The following is a 17,034-nucleotide window of genomic DNA, read 5'->3' on the forward strand; positions in this document are numbered from 1 at the left end:
ACTAAGACATAAAAGTTACCGCTGTTTTTAGCGCGGCCCATCTGTCTTTTAATGCCTTTCGTGCTTTTGGATTTTCTGCAATCTGATAAAGCCTGTCCAGGTCATCTGCCGGCAATTGGGCGATTATTGTTAATTTCTTTTCTATAGCTTTTAGGTCAACTGGATTAGTTGCCTGTGTTTGTATCGTTACTGTCATTGGTTTGATATTTTTCGATTAACTGATTTAATTCATCATAGAAGCCTGGTAGCGTGTTTATCGCGTGGCAGATTCCTGTTATATACTGTAAAAAGTCCGGCGATTGCTTGGCTAGATAAGCCAGTTGCGGCGACTCGTTAAGAACAGCCTGTTGTGGATTGTATTCCGGAGCGTTTAAGCCGGATGGAGCCGCAGCGCCACCGCCGATAAACTTACCAACGATAGGGCCTAAAATTTCCCCAAGCCCCATAAGGAGTTCCTTATTACCGGTAGCTTTAGCGGTGTCGTACTCTTTTTTGAGGCGTTCTTCCTTTAGTTCTTGGTTTTCATTCTTTAACCGTTCATTTTCTTTTTTAAGGAATTCGTTTTCGGTTTCAAGGCGAGTTTTGTCGTTGGCTGCTACATGCAGTCCAACATACTCAGGAAAACCAAGTCCAAACGGACCGTTTAAAGCTGGCTGTACTGCTGGCATAGGCATCTGAATTACATTTTGTTGCAAAGGTTCAGGCGTTTGTTGCAAAGGCTTTGCAGCTGGTTGCAATTCCCTTTGATAGTCATTGCTGTCGCTGATTTTAAAAATAATCGGATGCTCTTTAAAAACGAACGTCGATCCGTTTTTACGCTTTGGATACACTGTGATTCGATTGATACCTTTTGAAATCAGGTATTTGAAAAAGCTTTCAACACTTCCAAAGTCTGAAATCATTTTTTGTCCTGTTAGATTGTTTCCCAACTCTTCATTAGTATTCGTATCAACCACCTTTACGGCGTAATACTGGTCTGTTTCGAGTTTGTGGATTATATCTAACATTTGCTGTTCTTTTTGTTGTCGCATTTTTAATTAACAGTTTATGATTGCTCGGTAATCGATGTACACCAAACCACCTTTATCACCATCGAATTCAATAGTAAAATCAAGGTCAGTCTGACTTCCGTCCCCATCTATTTTAAAACAGGCCGGATTTACCCCAACCATTGCCGGTAAGGTTCTTCCGAAAACATCAACATCAGAATCTCCGCAGTTGGAAATTGTAATACTGGTAACACCTTTAAGAACGAATCTTTCGTTTCGGGTTACCCGACGATAATTGTAGCCTGTTTTGTCCATAGATTAATAACACTCGTTTTGTTTGTAGATAAAAATTACCTGTCCAATAAAATCGGTTGTAAGGGCTTCCGCCAGTTTGATTTCAAGGGTATAGGTTTTTCCCATTGGGTTCATTGGGATTGGCTTCATCCCTTGCTCGTAAGGCGCATTTCTCGATCTGTAATTGTCAATGTGCTGCATTTTGCTCATTTCGATAGAAGCATCGTCCTTAATTGATGCTTGGATATAATTACTGTTTGTATCGTTGTGGTAAATTACAACCCCTAGCAAATTTCCAGCAGGTAATACCTGTTTGAAAGCATCGAAGGTTTGACCTGCCGGAACCTTAAATGATAGTACTTCTTCTTTAGTCATAGCTTAAGTTTTTTTTTGTTTTAAAAGCCCCGGTAACCAGGGCTTTTACATTAACCAATAATTCAATTAATACGAAAACAATACTAAGCTGTGAATACTTCGAAAATTCTGAATTCTAATCTCGTTAAAGCTGAAGTTACTGAACTCGGAACACCTTGTCCTTTAACAAAATTCAACGTCATTCTGTATTCTAATTCCGGTTCAATACACGGAGCGGTAGCAAGGACTCTGAAATCATCATCGTTACTAGATGAATTACCAGAGTTTTGAACATCCGTTAAAGGCATATCGTCGATTAAAACCCCTCTTTGAACAAGGCTTAAATCACAATTTTTAAGACGTGGGTGTAATTCATCTCTCCATTTAGCGTCTGCAAATTCTGTTGCTGTATTTTCGCCCAAAGCACGGAAACTATCAATGATGACATACTTTCCTTTGTTCAGCACATTACCGTCAAGATTTGTAATCCCTCTTTCTTTTTTAGTAGTTGAATCTACAAGTTCGTAAGAACCTCCTAACCCTTTCGCATCAAAATTTACGTAAACAGTTTTGTCTACAAATCTTGCTGTACGTACATCAATTCCTTTTGATTGAGCGATCGCAATCGCGCGGTTTAAAGCCGCCTGTCTATCTTGTCCCATTTGAGATATTTTTTAAATTTTTATTTAGTTGATATTTGATTTAAGATGCAATAGCCGTTTGCCATGCGTTTTCGTTCACTTGCAATAATGGATTACCACTGTTTCTTCCTAGCATAGCATCGCGGTAGGCGATTCTTTCACTCATTGTCATTCCTTCCATCGGGTCAATGATAGGCTGTGCAAGTGAAGGGTAGTAGCGATTTTCAACGGCTCCACCACTGTTGCAAGGACAACCAAGGCCTAAGCCAGCGCGTAAAGCCTTTCCTGCTGTATTATTCGGAAGCGCGTTTGCCTCTGATTTTAATAGGTCGGCAGCTAAGTCAAGACCGTTTACAATTGCATTTCCGAGCGCGGCTGATTTTATAGCTGTTGAAACAGTGTCAGTACCTTTGACAGCTGCAAAACCAGCAATACCAAACGCGACCATTACACCGCGAGTAATGTTTAATCTTTTTCTAGCATTTGCCAGGAAGGTTTCAGTGACCTGACCTCCATTTGGTGAGCCAATGGAATCCGCAAGCATACGACCAGCAAAAGCACCACCGACACCCGCTCCTCCCGCAACCAAAGCCATACCAGCATTTTGTTTTAGGTTTTTTACTAAACTCATTTTATATTCAGATTTAAAAGTTGTTTTTTTTTTATTTTTTGTTGCTCTTTTTGTTTTTTGGTTTTTCGTCCGTTACGATAACTTTATACAGTACGTATCCAGCTGCCACAAGTCCCAATCCTTTTAACAGAACATTGCTTTTTTTACCACCCGTTGCAACATTTGTTGGGTTTGTTGCAACGGGGTTTGAAGGATCAACCTTAATTGGTTCCGATGTTGCGACATCTTTAACAGGTGATTCGGGATTGAAATAAATTCCTGTATTTGGAATGTTCGGAACAATAAGTTCCGGACTTGATGTTGTGGTTTTTACACTCGTTGTTATTTGTGGTACAACAACGCTAACCACCGGTGAACCGGATGTAATTCCACCTGTATCAATTGAACTCATGAATACGTTTTTATTTGAAACCGAAATTGCAAATGGCAAGTCCGTCGTTAAAAACTCAACCTTTAACCTGATTTGCTTGGTTAACTCATCGACAAACTGTTTCCGGGCTGCGATTTGGTTTGTTGAATAACCAGCAACCGGAGCGGAAAAGTGTGCTTGAATCGCCCCCAGCTGCCTATACATATCGTTTATCGAATCGATTTTTTGTTGATTCGTGTACTGATCGTTATACCTTGCAAACTGTTCCAGTTTTGGTTTTAGTTGCGCCGTGAAATTGTTAATCCATTGATCTAATTGCTGTTCTTCGAGAGGTGTTAAATCAATATTGGCTACCGATGTTTTAAGACCTGTAAAACCCATAGCTTCTGCACCATCTGCGGCAAAATCTAATCCCATAGCTACTTGTCCGAAAAAATCTCTTAATATCGGGGTATCCCTTATAAAACTAGATGCTCTTCTAAACTGCCGAGCCAACCAACCTCCTTTACCAAAAAACTTACTTTGCTCCATTTTTCTTCATTTGTTTAGAAATCAAGATCGCTCCGCCGATTACGACTCCACCAATTGCAGTCCATCCAAGCAAACCAATACCTTTGTTATCGTCATTGTTTGGCGTGCCGGTTCCGGGTGTTTGCGCGCCACCTGCTGCCGGGTCTTGCGTGTAATTACCGCCCGGAGTTGAACTGTTGCCGGTTGGTGGCGCCGTTGTTCCAAAGGTTGCAGCAACGTTTTGCAACTGTTGCAAAAACGTTGGTGCCGGCGGCGGCGCTGTCCCGTTATTAATTGATGCTATCAAATCCGGAGTGATTTCAAATTTTGGAACAATTGAAATTCCGGGTTTTACCATGTAGGTATACACATCAACGGTATGACAACCATCAGGACCGATATCCGAAAAGAACATAGCGGCGTACTCATCCGGGTAAACGTCGTAGGCACATGCGGTTACTTTAGCGGTTCCTGATAAGGTTTTGATAAAGTACTTTTCGATATAGGCCGCCAGTAACGTGTTTACCTTGTTGTTAAAATCCGTGTGTACTTGCTGTGTAATGCGGATACTATCATCGGTACATACATTCCAATTGTTGCCCATGAAAATGTTTTGCAACTTATTCCAACAAGCGTGCGGCCATGCCATAGCATATGCAACCGCCTGGGACAACTTCGCCATGTCTTTTGTTGCAACGGCGATATTTACATCGTTGTAAATTTTCTCGTATTTCTTTACGATTCCGGGAACTTTTGCCTGAACGTCGCTTGCGTTGTAGGCTGAACCGCCCCAGCAAGACATTCCGGAGAATACATTTCCGAAATTGAAACTTTTAATATCTCCTAGAGAGATTCCGAGGCCTCCGGGACCCGGGCGTGCGACGCCATTTAAACCTGTGTGTGGAAAATCCATAAATAAATCTTTAGGTTCTGTGAATAATGGTTCTTTATTTTCTATTGTTGTCGCATCAAGTGTATAATACCCACTTGTTAATTTGCCTGTTTTTTGATCCACAGGAACAATCAGGTATACATGTGTGTAATCATTAGGGTATTTGCTTGCAGGTTGCTTGATTCGTCTGATATAGTGCTTGATTCCGAGGTTAAGCAAGATCGATGAGCAAACAATTGAAAAGCTTTTGCAATCCATACCCTTTGTGCGGGAGAACCATGCACAGGCCGGTGATTTCAATAACTGTTCTGTACTATCTCTCTTGTATTGAAAGTGACTGTAAGCCCAGTAATGAACCGTTGCAACGGTTTGTTGCAATGTTGGTTGCAAAAGAAGAGGAGCGACTTTTTCCATTTGCCTGAAATGTTTTTTTATCCAGGCAGCCATTTGGTCAACGCTATAGGCAGTAGTACCGGTACCGAGATCAGTTGCTTCGCAAAATCTCAACGGTATTAAATGATCGTATTGACTCCCGTTCTGTAATGGCCTGTACAAGTTATCGCTCACCTCTTTTTTATCCTTAATGATTACATTGCAAAGTTGGGATAAGCCGGATTAAGCGTGTCACGATACGTCAGGTTACGTCACGATAGGTCACGTTATGTCAGGTTACGTCAGGTTAGAGCGTGTTTTTGTAACTTTACATCAACGGATTGTTATAAAAAAGAAAAGGTCAATTGCAACAATTGTTGCAATTGACCTTTGTGGTATAAAAAAAGCGGCTAATTTGCCGCTTGTTGTTATTTGATAGAGAAGGGTTGTTCTAAATTCATTGCTTTGTTTTTATTCGTTTTTACCGATTTCATCCATTATATCAGTTAATACAAAAATAGACTTACCGGTGTCCCACAAAACCTGGACTGAATTTATAAAAACCGCTATTAGTAAGTTATTTAAACCAAACTTGATATATTCACAATATGTAAGCGTATTAAAAATATCACTGTTTATCAATAACAATATAATGACTCCGACAATAATTAATATAATTTGTTCCTTTAATGAGAGTAGAAGTTGTTTTGTAATAGGTTTAATATCTAAGCTCTTATATTTATCTTTAATCTCTTGTAATTTTGAAACAACCAGCCCGCAGGTAGCTGTATTTATAGCCATAAGACCTAATTGAACGGTTGTTAAATTGCCTTTTAAATATTCCAATAAAAAATCCGTCCCAATGAAATGAGATAAAATATTTATAGCTAATGCTATTATCAAAAAAAGCGATATGTCTTTTATGTAGCTCAAATTATTCTGTTATATCTTTCCACATCTTGATAACCTGATCGGGAGATCCTTTTATTTGTATTTCATTAATTTTTTTAGTTTCTGACATTTTATCAGTTTTAATTTTCGATTTCATACCAATTATATTCAATGATATATTGCCTCCGCCCTCACTTGAATAACTAACTAATCCATCAATCAATTTATTGTCTTTGTTTATGTGTTCCAAAACCCCCTCCTTTGGAGCATCAAGTTTTAAATGTGTTTTATGACTATTTGTACTTTCAATTAATGGCTTCAAAGTATCTTTTATTGTATAAGAGATTTTAGATAAATTCGGTTTAATTATTTCAAAGTCTATTGATTTGATTCGTCCATCGTATTTTCTGGCATAATTCCAAAAAGTGTTTGACTCAAAAAGCTGCTCGAATTCTATAACTAACTTGTATGGCGATAAATATTTATTCAAAAGCTTGAGTAAAACATTTTTAGAGGCATTAGGAGTGGAAAAAGCATCAGTATTTCTACTTATAGCTATTTTTTGGATATTCGGATCAGTATTAAAAATTATATATATGTACGGTTCTGTATTCTCTTCAATCTCAGAGAAATTCCTATAAATCTTGGTTGTTTTAGGGTTAGCTAGCCTAAAAAGATAGCTCTTATCTTCAGTGCTATAAAGTTCAATTGGAAAATCTTCTTGCTTATTTTGTAAGTCTTGAATGATTTCGTCAAAAAAAGCATTCTTTTTACTTACTAATTCTTCATATGTTATTTCCTCACTAAATAATGATATCTGATTCGTTGATATTGGTAACAAATGAAACCTATAGATTTCAAACACAATTTGCTTTTCCATTTTTTGGATTATAATTTTTATAAATATACAAAGTTAAACACGTATTTTTTCCAAAAGTAGTATTAACTATTAAGTGAAAAAATACGTGTTCTCACTTGTTTTTTTACGTATAAATACTGATTTCAACTTTGCAAAGGTTTGTTGAAATTGCGAGTGAAATTTAAAAAATAAGAACATGTTTAAATTTGAAGATTTTACTAGCTTGGAGTACAAATACAAAGCAATCATCATAGCAACACTTTTGTTAACTCCACTTTTTTTTGTCAGCGCTTATTTTTTTTGGCCAAGTATGATAAAACCTATTGGAGACAATATGTTTAGCGATATTGATTTTTATATAGTTTTAATTTTATGTATTGTAGTTTCTGCACTTTGGTACATAATGAATGTTTACAGAACAAATTATTTAATGTTAACTAGCGCATTAATGAAGGCACCAAATGATATGAAAGAAACCGATTATATAAAATACGAACGTCCTGATCCTAAAACGATATTCAAAAGAAGTGCGGTTGATTCCATTTTTTTTCTATTAGTATTTATGATTATTAATTGCTTTATTAGGGTGCATATCTTTTATTTTATCTTTATAATTTTTGCTTTTATAGGCTTTCTTAGGTTTTTAGCCTACATCGATTACCTGAAATACAAAAGGAAAATAAGCAGAAGATAAAGTGCGAGCACCACAAAAAAAGAATCTCTGAGAACCGGCCAGAAGTCTCTTTTACAACCACAAAAACGATGTTTAAAATAATGCAGAGTCAATAAACCTTGAAGTAAAAGCATTACAGTACAGAATATGATAATATCAGCGTTTTCAGGATTTTGTTCAAAATGAGAATTACTCGGCAAAGAAAGTGTAAGTAGCATATTTTATGATTTTATTGATTAATAATTACTTCTTTATCTCTTTTTGAAAGAATACTCCAAATACAAGGATAAACATACCGATGAAGCAAATAAATTGTAAATAACATATTTTCAATAGTTTAATTTTTAAAAAAGTTGTGTTTTTTAAGCGTTTTTATTATCTTAGTCTAACTTTTGTTAGAAATCATTTAAAATAAAAAGGCAAACTCCATTGAGTTAAATTCCTCCCTGAAACCAGGTGGTCCTAGCGACCACCTTTTCTTTTTTGTTGATTAATTATTTTTTCTTTTATCAAAACAGCACTTGCAATGATCATTGCAAACACCGTTGCGGCTACGGTAAACTTTATCACGATCGCCGATAATTGTTCAAATGGCGGATCGTTAAGATTGTTGAACCAAAACTGTATATACATCACTGTATAACCTAAACACAGGAAGTAGATCATTTTGAAATAGATGTTGTCGATTATTTTTAGAACGTTTTCAAGCATGTTTTTTTTTGATTAAGGGTTAACACTGATTTCGATGCGTATTATTACTGATTTTGATATTTTTAGATGTTTACCTCTTGTCTTTATTGTGGTAAAATGCTTTTTTTGAATAAAAAAAACATGGAAAACAATACAGAAAATACAGAGTCTAAAGACAATAATTCCACACTGCTAATTGAACTCTTAAAGAGTATAAACGTAAATGCCTTGGTTGAAACAATTACCAATTTCTTTGACAAAAAAGCTGATAGAGAGGCAAGGTCACAAATTGAACGAGAGAAAATAGGAGAAACTCTCGAGGTTGAAAAATTAAAGGCACAGAATGAATTCAACAAATTAAACCTACAGTTTACTACCCGAAAATTTTGGAAGGAAGTAATAATACTAATCATAATAATGGGTTCTGTATTATTACTGTCTTATTACGACAAAATAGATAATTGCACTCTTGGTACTTTGTTTGGTTCTATTATTGGCTATACCATCGGTAATTTTAATTCCAACAACTTTAGAGGATAAGATTACATATCATATTTTTCTAAAATTTTTTCAAGTATTCTGCCAGCACTTGCAAGAATGAAAATAACAGTAATAACAAACAGACACCCTAATACGAGTATTAATAAAAAAAGGCCTAAAGGATATAAAAAGTCTAACATAGTTTTAAATGTTTATTGGTTAATAAAGTGGTAGTTTTGTTGGTTCAGGTATTTTTTTATAATGCGTGTATCTGGTTGTTTTATCGTTGTTTTGATAAAACTTAGGGTTACTTTTATCAACATAATGTGCAATGCATTTACGATCTAAAGTTCCAAACAAATAAAATTCACATACAATCCAATATAACCCAGGTGAGAAAACCGTGTTTTCATTTATTTCAAACCAACCGTTGTTATCTTCAATACCTCTTAAATCAAATGGCCGGTACATTGTTTTACCGTTAAAGTCTTTCGAATCGTAATCGAAAAAGCCATAAGTATCACCGTCGGAGCCTTCGTAACTTAATTTTTCAGTCGACCAACCGTTATCGTCGATCTTGTCTTTTAAGCGATCCCATTGGCCGCCGTAAGCATGCTGTATTTTTTCTTGTTTTGTCATAAGTCTGATTAGTTTTTTTTTCGGTTTTTGCAAAATTTGCAGTTTTAGTTATACCAATAATTTCCACATCGTAAACAATAAGCTTGTTTTGATTCAACCCCTGACTTTACAAGGTTCGGAATAAAACAATTACACCAAGTACCGCAATCATTCGTTATTGGTCTCCTGAATCCATACAATGGACTTTTGCTTAATCTTTGTTTTTCCGTTTGCTTTTCCAAAGCTGTTGCTGTTTTCATGGTTTTAGATTTTTTTTTGTTTTAAAACTGATTTACCGGCCGAAACTTCTTTCCGGTACTCGGTTAGTTTGTGTTGCAGTTCTTCCGACAGCTTATAACCGTCAGGCGTACCATTTACATCAATGAAAGTAATTACCTCTATCGTTCTGAGTGCGCGAGCAAAATGCGGCCGATCCGGAAAGGTATTTTTCGGGCGGTGTTCGCGTATTATTTCGTTGATCTCGGCTCTTATTTCCCGTTCCGGCATTTGCGATCGATAAAGCCGGTATAGTTGGGACTTGGTTCTGATATTGTATAATTCTTTCATTTTTGGCAGCTGGCTTGGGTGGTTATTCTACATATTTAATTTCGCGCTTAATTCTTGTATTGCTTTTGCGTGGCTTTTATAGAAGTCTATTTCGTTTTGTTTTTGTTCAATTTTTTTTTGCTTCATTTCGATTATCCGTTGCAACCTGGCTTTGTCTTGTTGCAACTCTGAAAATTTTTCCAAGACGTAGAAAAGAATTTTGGTCACTGATTTAATCCCTGTCTGATCTGAAATCCTTTGCAATTCTGCTTTTTGTCTTTCAGAAAATTTTCGGATGTATGCTGTTTCTTTTATCATTTTCAATTACGGTTATTGAATTGTAGATTTTTTTATTTTTTTTATCCTGGATATCCAGCTGGGCAGCACTATAAAAAATCTACTTTTTACAGATTGACTATTTGATTATAGATTTTATCGGATAGATCATTGAATAAATATTTTTCGTATTCACCTCTGTTTTTATTTTTTCTTAATTCCCAAAGGAGTTCCAATAAAACAACGGCAATACTCACGCGTAGGGAAACTGTATTTTTTTGCTTGTTTTTTGACTGTTCCTGTTTTCTTCTCAAATCAAAAAACAAGTCTCGTAACAGGTCCATTTTCAATAAATCATCGAGCGATTTAGCGTTTAGGGATTCTATTTTTTGATTTATCCGATCTTGCAACAACCATAAATCGCATACCGCAAGGTTTTGAAGTGTGATTTTTTTCATTACTACCGTTTTTTTTTAGTTTATCGTACCTGAAACTCTCTAATCATCGCGCCACCAGGCGTATTATTGAAAAATTGGATTTTGTTCACGTATTTAATTTCCGGCCGGTTTTTAAATCGCGACAACATTCCGTTTATAATCACATCATCCGGTTTTGAATTGCCGCGCTCCGGCGAATACCAGGTGATGTTGTCCACACCGTTGATTGTTAATGCAACCATCTTAATACGTGATTTTTCTTTACTTGCAAAGGCCATTGATTAATTATTGTTTTTGAGGTTATAACTTTGTATTTTCCAAACCATCGACGAAAGATTATCAAGGAATGCCGGGTATTTATTTTGAACAAAGCTGTATAGGTTCTCAACCGATACACGTCCTTTCAGATACAGCTTGATTTTCGTTTCAACCGCTTTGGCAGCGGATAGGCTTTGTTTTCGGGTTTGTGTTTTATTTTCCGCTTTGCGCTGCTTGACCGCACGGTTTTCCATGTATTTTAAATGGCGGTTCCAGGCTTTTGTTGTGTAGCCGAAACCAACTTCTTTACGATCGGTTCGAGTACGGTCGAAATAATCGGACGGGAATAGCGGGTTAAAATCCGGTTTAGACAGGAACCATTTACGAGCATGGTTAATTCGCCAGCGGTATTCCTGCAGATAATCAAACTGGTATTGTTTGGCAAATGTTTTATTTTGACCATTCACAAAAAATTGATCATAAAAAATATTGATCGCATTTTTCCAAGAGCCAACATAAACCCGTTTTCCACGCCATATTTTCGCTGACGTTTTTAAAAAGTCTTGGATCAATAACTGCTTAAACTCATCGGTAGTCATTGTTCCTCCGTAAGCTTCATCCTTTAATACCCGGATATCTATCGGTGAATAATCCCAATGTTCACCGCTGGCTAATTCTTCAGCCAATTGCTGCGGGTGAATGATCGATCGCTGTAATTTTTCACTCACTGTCAGTTCTACCGTGTCAACCGCATCATTTTTAACATTTTCGGCCGCGCCCCCTGGTGAAATATTCAGCACATTGCACCCGGTGTTCCGGTAGAAAGTAGAATTAAAACTCGTGAGCGAGGAACCGAGCGAACTCCTTTTGGACAGAGAACTGTTATCAACATTCTCTTTTATTTCATACTGATCTTTTATTGTTCCAGTAGTATCATTGAACTCAGTAAGTTCTTTCCTTTTCGGGGAGGTAAAGCGCTGATTTTCAGTGTTGGCATTTTTTCCGGTTGCAAGGTCAATGATTTGCAAAATTTCCGGGTTGAATTGGTGTAAAGTACCTCGGTAAAAGCCTTGATATTTATAATCAAGCAATATTCCGGCTTCTTCAAGGCGTTTGCGGTGGTTTCTAACGGTTTTCTTGCACACGTTGATACTTTTTACTCCATTTCGGGTAAGGCTCGTTATTTGCAAGCTATTGATCTCTACCGGCGGCAGTGGCTTTTTATAAGCGATGTTCATTTTCATATGGATCGCGTTTTTCTTGCTCAACTGGCCGTTGTAGGCATGCAGGAACTGCATGAAAAACATTTCCGTAGCGTATTTTATGGTCTGCAAAGGCATTAGTTCAACGATGTTGCCGTAGGTGTTGCAAAACTCCGTTGCAAGGGCGTTGTACTCGCGCGCATTCATATCATTAAGCTGGTAACGCTCTTTGATTTCAAGTGTTTTTTTATCCAGGTACTTTGTCCACCGGCCGTATTTAAGCATAAAGACGCGTCTAAATCCGGCTTGTACCGGGTTTAGGTCTTTTATGTTTTCAATAACCTCGCTATTATGGTTGGCAATGGCGATATTTTCTTCAAATACCTTAGCGTTGTAACCTGGCACAAACAAGCGGAAATTATCCATTGTAGCCGCAATGCACTCGCTGGTCATGGCCGGGTAAACGGCCATGATGCAAGTATTGTTTGTTTCGGCAATGCTTTGCTTGTCGGCATCGTTTTGCGCGCCTTTACCACGGTTCTCGGTTGAGCCGATTCCGCCAAGCATTGCAAAGACTTTGCTGTTGATTACAGCGTTGGGATCGATATTATTTGACATGTTAATTAAGCTTCTCTATTTTACATATGATTTGACGATAGCCGGTGCGATGGCTTTTACTATCCGATTGAATCTCGCAAATACGATATGTAGTGTTTTGTTTTCCTTTTGTGTTGGCTTTTACAATGCTTACAGTATCGTTAAGATTTACCTTTTCATTTTTCTTTACTAAAAAAGAAATTAGAGACCTTAGCTTGTATTCTTTTTCCGATGTAGGCCATGCCATAACATGACAATTGAAGTTGTCTGTAAATTCCATAACTATAAATTTTAAGGTAAAGCGTTAAGGTAGATGAATGCGGTATTTGTGCCTGGTATTATCCGGATTGAGTAGATACATTCTACCGGAATACATTTAAGCGTTGCTTTTAAGTCAAATTCGTCTATATTTGTAAAAGAAACTTGAACAACTTTTTGTTCAAAGTTCCAATCATGGTTTAAACAACCAACAATAAATTCCAGTTGCAAAAGCTTTGCAATACTTTGATGTAAAATTTTTTCCATTTACTTGTCAATATTTAGATGGTTAACCCATAGCGTAGGGAGTAGTGTCGGCGTCCAAACTTTCAGCTACTCCCATGCTTAGGGGAATTAAAAAACGCATTGCGCCCGATGTGAGAATAACAGGACTCGAACCTGTCTTTGCAAAACCTTTGCTTGTATTCTCAAAAAAAACTTGAAACCGCTTTTAAAAAATACGCAAGGAGAACCAAAACCTTGCGGTACTCGACTATGTATACTACTCAAATTAGTATTACTAGCAACGATTTTAATTTCAGGTTTACAGTTTGCACATCGCAAGCGTTGGCAGTCCTTTGTTTAGGTATTGCTGTTGGAATTGTTATTGCCAACAACCGAAATAAAATCTAATAAACGAAAAGGGTAGTTTCTATCCTTTTCAAGCGGTTCCAAGTATTTCAAATAACTTCTTTCAATAAAAAACAAACCGCTATATCTGAAAGCCGGGTCTGCCAACCACTCGCCCCATTAAATCATGAATGCACTAAAAAAACGATTCAATAAGAGGCCCATCTCAACGTAATGCGACAGCATCATGTCTATTACATATCGAAGCAATCCCGTTCTTTTTGTCTATAGCGGTTCAAGATTTCAATTAACGTTTTTTGTTAGCGAAATTGGCCAACAACATTTTAATGACATTCTCTTTGGTCCAGCCGGCCGCTTCTACAGGACAGGCTTTCTTTTTTATTTTTCTTTTAGGTTTATCAATTTTTTCAACTCGCATCATTCCGCATAATCTTTCAAACTCACTGGGAGTGAGCGCCTGAACGATGTTATATGCGGTTTCTGCTTGTATCATTTTATTTTAATAACCTTTGTTTTTCTTTTTCCGTTTTCTTTTTTGCTTCTGCCGTTTCAAAAACAAGCTTTGCAATCTCAAGTTCAACACGTTGGTTTTCTATTTTTCCGGTAACAATCTTTTGAATTGATTCCGGGGAATATGGATTACCCTTTGTGTTTGTAATTTTCCGCCTGTTTAAGCGGTCGATAATTACCGGGGAATATTTCGAACCCAGTACTTTTTTTATCTTATCCTGCTCTACTCTACTAATCATACATTTATTGGCATAATAGTTGTCTTACAAAAAATCAAAATGTTCAATTGGAAACACCTTTTAAACGGTGCTTTCCAACGGCTTTACATTGCCTTTTTTTTGAGCGGAAAAAAAATTTTTATTATTGGTACATTTTGGTACAAATAGCTTACTTTTATTTTCCGTTTTTTATCGGAATTGCCGTTGTTGCAATTCCGTATTGTTTCAGTTTTACAATACAAATATATAAACAAGTTTTTAATTTCAAAGCAAATATATAAACATTTTTATAGCATATGTCATTACCTATTGAAAATCAAAGAATTAAGGAGATAATAAAATATTATTGCAACGGTAATGAATTGCAATTTAGCAGGGAAATAGGCGTAAGTCAACCTAGAATTAATCGATTGTTTAGCATTGATTCGAGAAGCAATAAATACCCACTTGTTTCATTCGAAATAACACAAGCGATTATAAACAAGTTTGTAGATGTTTCCGCGGATTGGATCATGACTGGCAAAGGAGAAATGTTAAAAAGCAAAAGGGGTGAACAAATTGAGAACGCCTCTGTTTTTAAACTAAAATCCGACAGAACAATTAAAAATCAAGCAATCCCACTTTACAATATAGAGGCTTCGGCAGGAATAGTTACTTTGTTTAGCGATTCCTCAGAAGCTAAACCGGTCGATTATATTCAAATTCCTAATTTACCGAAGTGCGATGGAGCTATCTATGTGACTGGAGACTCAATGTATCCACTTTTAAAGAGCGGAGATATAATCATGTATAAGCAGGTTCATAATATCCGAGAAAATATATTTTTTGGTGAAATGTACCTAATCAGTTTCAACGTGGAGGGGGACGAAATGGTTACAGTTAAGTATGTGCAAAAGAGCGATCGAGGAGATGATTTCATAAAGCTGGTCAGTCAAAATAAATACCATCACGACAAGGATATACAAATAGCCAATATTAGCGCGATGGCATTAGTCAAAGCTAGTATCCGAATAAACTCTATGAGTTAACAATAGGCATTTTTAATCAGAATTGCATAACTTTCGAAAAACTTTATAAATATAATTTATGAAAAAAAACATACTTTTCTTTACGCTCGGCTTAAGCGTTAGTTTCATTTTAGCTTTCAACGTGTTTAACCCCAACAAACAAGCAGAGGTTAACGAATATGAAGGCAAATTGATCTTTTCCGACTGCCAACCAACAAATAAAAATTATGAAATTGTTGGAGAGGAAAAACTAGGAACACTTTACAATGGCATGAGTTATCAAACACTAAAAAAGAAACTAGTAAAAAAAACACAAAAATCAAGCATACAGTTTGATGGAATAATTCTAGAAGATGACGGAACCGGCCAAAATTTTAAAGGAATTTTAATAAAATTCAAGTAAACCCTTACTCACAAGCTGAAAGCCGTCTATATTTCTTAAAAACTACAAAATGACCGATTTTTTCGAAAGACTGGATAAATACATTGATTTCAAAGGGCTAAATGATAATAAGCTAACTAAAATTAGCGGCCTATCAAACGGCCTGATAGGAAAAGCAAGAAAAAGAGGTTTTTTATCATTAGACAACGTGTCTAAATTGTTGTTTTCATGCGAAGACCTCAATGCACATTGGCTGCTAACTGGACATGGAGAGATGATAAATAATACAGAATTCAAAAATATCAAACCAAAGACCTTACCCGAGAGAAACGTGTTAGACGTTTTTTCACAAATAGCCAACAGCGAAGGCATTACAATTTACAAGCTTGAACAAAAAATTGGAGCAAGCAAGGGGGTTCTGTCCAAGGCTATAGCTAACAGCACAGACATTCAGTGTAAGTGGCTGATTAAACTTGTCGAAACCTTTCCTCAATATAACCCTAACTGGATATTAACCGGAAAAGGAGAAATGACTACCAATGAGGAGCTTAAACAGTCCTTAGAGAAAAAAAATAACATCAAAGAAAGGGTGCTGTATTTTGCCAAAAAGCAAAATATTAGTATAGAGTTTTTCCTGAAGTCTATAGATATGACCTATGGTAGTTTTAAAGGAAAAGCTAAAGAGGGGAGTTTAAATTCCGATGCTATAGAGAAGATTTTGATAAATTATCCTGATATAAGTATCGAATGGCTGCTAACCGGTAACGGAGATATGAAAAAAAACATTTCTACAAATGTTTTTAAATCAAAATCAGATCACCTAGTTGACAACCAGGCAATACCGCTATACAATATAGAAGCTTCCGCTGGGATAGTTGCTTTATTTAATGACTCGTATGAAAACGAGCCGGTCAATCATATCCAAATCCCCAACTTGCCAAAGTGCGACGGCGCAATTTACATAACCGGCGATTCTATGTACCCGCTCTTAAAAAGTGGAGATATAATCATGTACAAACAGGTTCATAATATCCGGGAAAGTATATTTTTTGGCGAAATGTACCTAATCAGCTTTAAGACGGAAAGCGACGAGATGATTACGATTAAGTACGTACAAAAGAGCGACCGCGGAGACGATTTTGTAAAATTGGTAAGTCAAAATACAAATTACGACGACAAGGATATATCAATTGCTAATATTAATGCCATGGCGCTAGTCAAAGCAAGTATCCGGATTAATTCCATGAGTTGACAAAAATACTTTGAATATCCCCAATTATTTAGAATAGTGTTTACACAGAAAGCAGGCCACTCCCCCAGGACAACAACAAAAAAAATAAAAAAACACAAAGGCAAGCCGCGTAATGTAAAAGGGTAAAACAACCTACTCGATATACGCTTCCGGCGCCTAATACAATGAATTTAAAAAACATAGCTTACAAAATAATATAGTTAAAACTGAATATAAAGCCGCATACATTTTGTGCA

25 protein-coding genes are annotated in these 17,034 nt (G+C 36.5%); 5 read left to right on the forward strand and 20 right to left on the reverse strand.

Annotated features, from left to right (window positions below; genetic code table 11):
* Window position 1: 1 nt before the first annotated feature.
* The 10 genes from ABFU83_RS11325 to ABFU83_RS11370 form a co-directional block, all read right to left on the reverse strand.
* A complete protein-coding gene (locus tag ABFU83_RS11325; protein WP_347066030.1) occupies window positions 2-196 on the reverse strand; it encodes a hypothetical protein in 195 nt (64 codons plus the stop codon).
* Window positions 165-1,031, reverse strand: coding sequence for a hypothetical protein (locus tag ABFU83_RS11330; protein ID WP_347066032.1), 867 nt, complete (start codon window positions 1,029-1,031; stop codon window positions 165-167). Before ABFU83_RS11330 ends, ABFU83_RS11325 begins: the two co-directional genes overlap by 32 nt.
* Window positions 1,032-1,037: 6 nt before the next feature.
* Window positions 1,038-1,304: a hypothetical protein gene (locus ABFU83_RS11335; RefSeq protein WP_347066033.1), complete on the reverse strand. Its 267-nt coding sequence runs from the start codon at window positions 1,302-1,304 to the stop codon at window positions 1,038-1,040.
* Window positions 1,305-1,307: 3 nt separating this feature from the next.
* Window positions 1,308-1,658, reverse strand: coding sequence for a hypothetical protein (locus ABFU83_RS11340; RefSeq protein WP_347066035.1), 351 nt, complete (start codon window positions 1,656-1,658; stop codon window positions 1,308-1,310).
* Window positions 1,659-1,741: 83 nt separating this feature from the next.
* On the reverse strand, window positions 1,742-2,299 hold the full coding sequence (locus ABFU83_RS11345; protein WP_347066036.1) for a hypothetical protein: 558 nt from the start codon (window positions 2,297-2,299) through the stop codon (window positions 1,742-1,744).
* Between the two features lie 40 nt (window positions 2,300-2,339).
* Window positions 2,340-2,909 carry a hypothetical protein gene (locus ABFU83_RS11350; RefSeq protein WP_347066037.1) on the reverse strand — a complete coding sequence of 190 codons (570 nt, stop codon included), beginning with the start codon at window positions 2,907-2,909 and terminating at the stop codon, window positions 2,340-2,342.
* Window positions 2,910-2,940: 31 nt separating this feature from the next.
* Window positions 2,941-3,810, reverse strand: coding sequence for a hypothetical protein (locus tag ABFU83_RS11355; RefSeq protein WP_347066039.1), 870 nt, complete (start codon window positions 3,808-3,810; stop codon window positions 2,941-2,943).
* On the reverse strand, window positions 3,797-5,128 hold the full coding sequence (locus ABFU83_RS11360; RefSeq protein ID WP_347066041.1) for a hypothetical protein: 1,332 nt from the start codon (window positions 5,126-5,128) through the stop codon (window positions 3,797-3,799). Before ABFU83_RS11360 ends, ABFU83_RS11355 begins: the two co-directional genes overlap by 14 nt.
* A gap of 396 nt (window positions 5,129-5,524) precedes the next feature.
* Window positions 5,525-5,956 (reverse strand): hypothetical protein, encoded by a 432-nt coding sequence (locus ABFU83_RS11365; RefSeq protein ID WP_347066043.1) that lies wholly within the window; start codon window positions 5,954-5,956, stop codon window positions 5,525-5,527.
* A gap of 31 nt (window positions 5,957-5,987) precedes the next feature.
* A complete protein-coding gene (locus ABFU83_RS11370; RefSeq protein WP_347066045.1) occupies window positions 5,988-6,824 on the reverse strand; it encodes a hypothetical protein in 837 nt (278 codons plus the stop codon).
* Window positions 6,825-6,999: 175 nt separating this feature from the next.
* On the opposite strand from ABFU83_RS11370, the gene ABFU83_RS11375 reads away from it, so the two are divergent.
* A complete protein-coding gene (locus ABFU83_RS11375) occupies window positions 7,000-7,497 on the forward strand; it encodes a hypothetical protein (RefSeq protein WP_347066046.1) in 498 nt (165 codons plus the stop codon).
* Window positions 7,498-7,938: 441 nt separating this feature from the next.
* Here ABFU83_RS11375 and ABFU83_RS11380 read toward each other — a convergent pair whose 3' ends face one another.
* Entirely contained in the window at window positions 7,939-8,187 is a 249-nt protein-coding gene (locus tag ABFU83_RS11380) for a hypothetical protein (RefSeq protein WP_347066048.1), read from the reverse strand.
* A gap of 120 nt (window positions 8,188-8,307) precedes the next feature.
* Here ABFU83_RS11380 and ABFU83_RS11385 point away from each other — a divergent pair, with 120 nt between their 5' ends.
* A complete protein-coding gene (locus ABFU83_RS11385) occupies window positions 8,308-8,706 on the forward strand; it encodes a hypothetical protein (protein WP_347066050.1) in 399 nt (132 codons plus the stop codon).
* 159 nt (window positions 8,707-8,865) lie between these two features.
* Here ABFU83_RS11385 and ABFU83_RS11390 read toward each other — a convergent pair whose 3' ends face one another.
* The 9 genes from ABFU83_RS11390 to ABFU83_RS11430 all read right to left on the reverse strand — a co-directional run bounded on the left by ABFU83_RS11390 (window position 8,866) and on the right by ABFU83_RS11430 (window position 13,922).
* Entirely contained in the window at window positions 8,866-9,285 is a 420-nt protein-coding gene (locus tag ABFU83_RS11390; RefSeq protein ID WP_347066052.1) for a hypothetical protein, read from the reverse strand.
* A 243-nt stretch (window positions 9,286-9,528) separates the two neighbouring features.
* Window positions 9,529-9,831 (reverse strand): hypothetical protein, encoded by a 303-nt coding sequence (locus ABFU83_RS11395; RefSeq protein ID WP_347066054.1) that lies wholly within the window; start codon window positions 9,829-9,831, stop codon window positions 9,529-9,531.
* A gap of 27 nt (window positions 9,832-9,858) precedes the next feature.
* On the reverse strand, window positions 9,859-10,128 hold the full coding sequence (locus ABFU83_RS11400) for a hypothetical protein (RefSeq protein WP_347066055.1): 270 nt from the start codon (window positions 10,126-10,128) through the stop codon (window positions 9,859-9,861).
* An 86-nt stretch (window positions 10,129-10,214) separates the two neighbouring features.
* Window positions 10,215-10,544, reverse strand: a complete 330-nt coding sequence (locus tag ABFU83_RS11405) for a hypothetical protein (protein WP_347066056.1) — start codon at window positions 10,542-10,544, stop codon at window positions 10,215-10,217.
* 20 nt (window positions 10,545-10,564) lie between these two features.
* Window positions 10,565-10,765, reverse strand: coding sequence for a hypothetical protein (locus ABFU83_RS11410; protein ID WP_347066058.1), 201 nt, complete (start codon window positions 10,763-10,765; stop codon window positions 10,565-10,567).
* A 39-nt stretch (window positions 10,766-10,804) separates the two neighbouring features.
* Window positions 10,805-12,601 (reverse strand): hypothetical protein, encoded by a 1,797-nt coding sequence (locus ABFU83_RS11415; protein ID WP_347066060.1) that lies wholly within the window; start codon window positions 12,599-12,601, stop codon window positions 10,805-10,807.
* Between the two features lies 1 nt (window position 12,602).
* On the reverse strand, window positions 12,603-12,860 hold the full coding sequence (locus ABFU83_RS11420) for a hypothetical protein (RefSeq protein WP_347066061.1): 258 nt from the start codon (window positions 12,858-12,860) through the stop codon (window positions 12,603-12,605).
* 11 nt (window positions 12,861-12,871) lie between these two features.
* Window positions 12,872-13,105 (reverse strand): hypothetical protein, encoded by a 234-nt coding sequence (locus ABFU83_RS11425; protein WP_347066063.1) that lies wholly within the window; start codon window positions 13,103-13,105, stop codon window positions 12,872-12,874.
* Between the two features lie 610 nt (window positions 13,106-13,715).
* Entirely contained in the window at window positions 13,716-13,922 is a 207-nt protein-coding gene (locus tag ABFU83_RS11430) for a hypothetical protein (RefSeq protein WP_347066065.1), read from the reverse strand.
* A 531-nt stretch (window positions 13,923-14,453) separates the two neighbouring features.
* Here ABFU83_RS11430 and ABFU83_RS11435 point away from each other — a divergent pair.
* Genes ABFU83_RS11435 through ABFU83_RS11445 form a run of 3 tightly spaced genes read left to right on the forward strand, consistent with a single transcriptional unit; the run spans window position 14,454 to window position 16,798 of the window.
* The gene (locus tag ABFU83_RS11435) at window positions 14,454-15,185 is read left to right on the forward strand and encodes a S24 family peptidase (protein ID WP_347066067.1); all 732 of its coding nucleotides are present in this window, start codon (window positions 14,454-14,456) and stop codon (window positions 15,183-15,185) included.
* A 58-nt stretch (window positions 15,186-15,243) separates the two neighbouring features.
* On the forward strand, window positions 15,244-15,567 hold the full coding sequence (locus tag ABFU83_RS11440; protein ID WP_347066069.1) for a hypothetical protein: 324 nt from the start codon (window positions 15,244-15,246) through the stop codon (window positions 15,565-15,567).
* 49 nt (window positions 15,568-15,616) lie between these two features.
* A complete protein-coding gene (locus tag ABFU83_RS11445) occupies window positions 15,617-16,798 on the forward strand; it encodes a S24 family peptidase (RefSeq protein ID WP_347066071.1) in 1,182 nt (393 codons plus the stop codon).
* The last annotated feature ends 236 nt before the right edge of the window (window positions 16,799-17,034 follow it).

The sequence above is a fragment of the Flavobacterium sp. WV_118_3 genome (genome assembly GCF_039778605.1).
Classification (GTDB): Bacteria; Bacteroidota; Bacteroidia; order Flavobacteriales; family Flavobacteriaceae; genus Flavobacterium.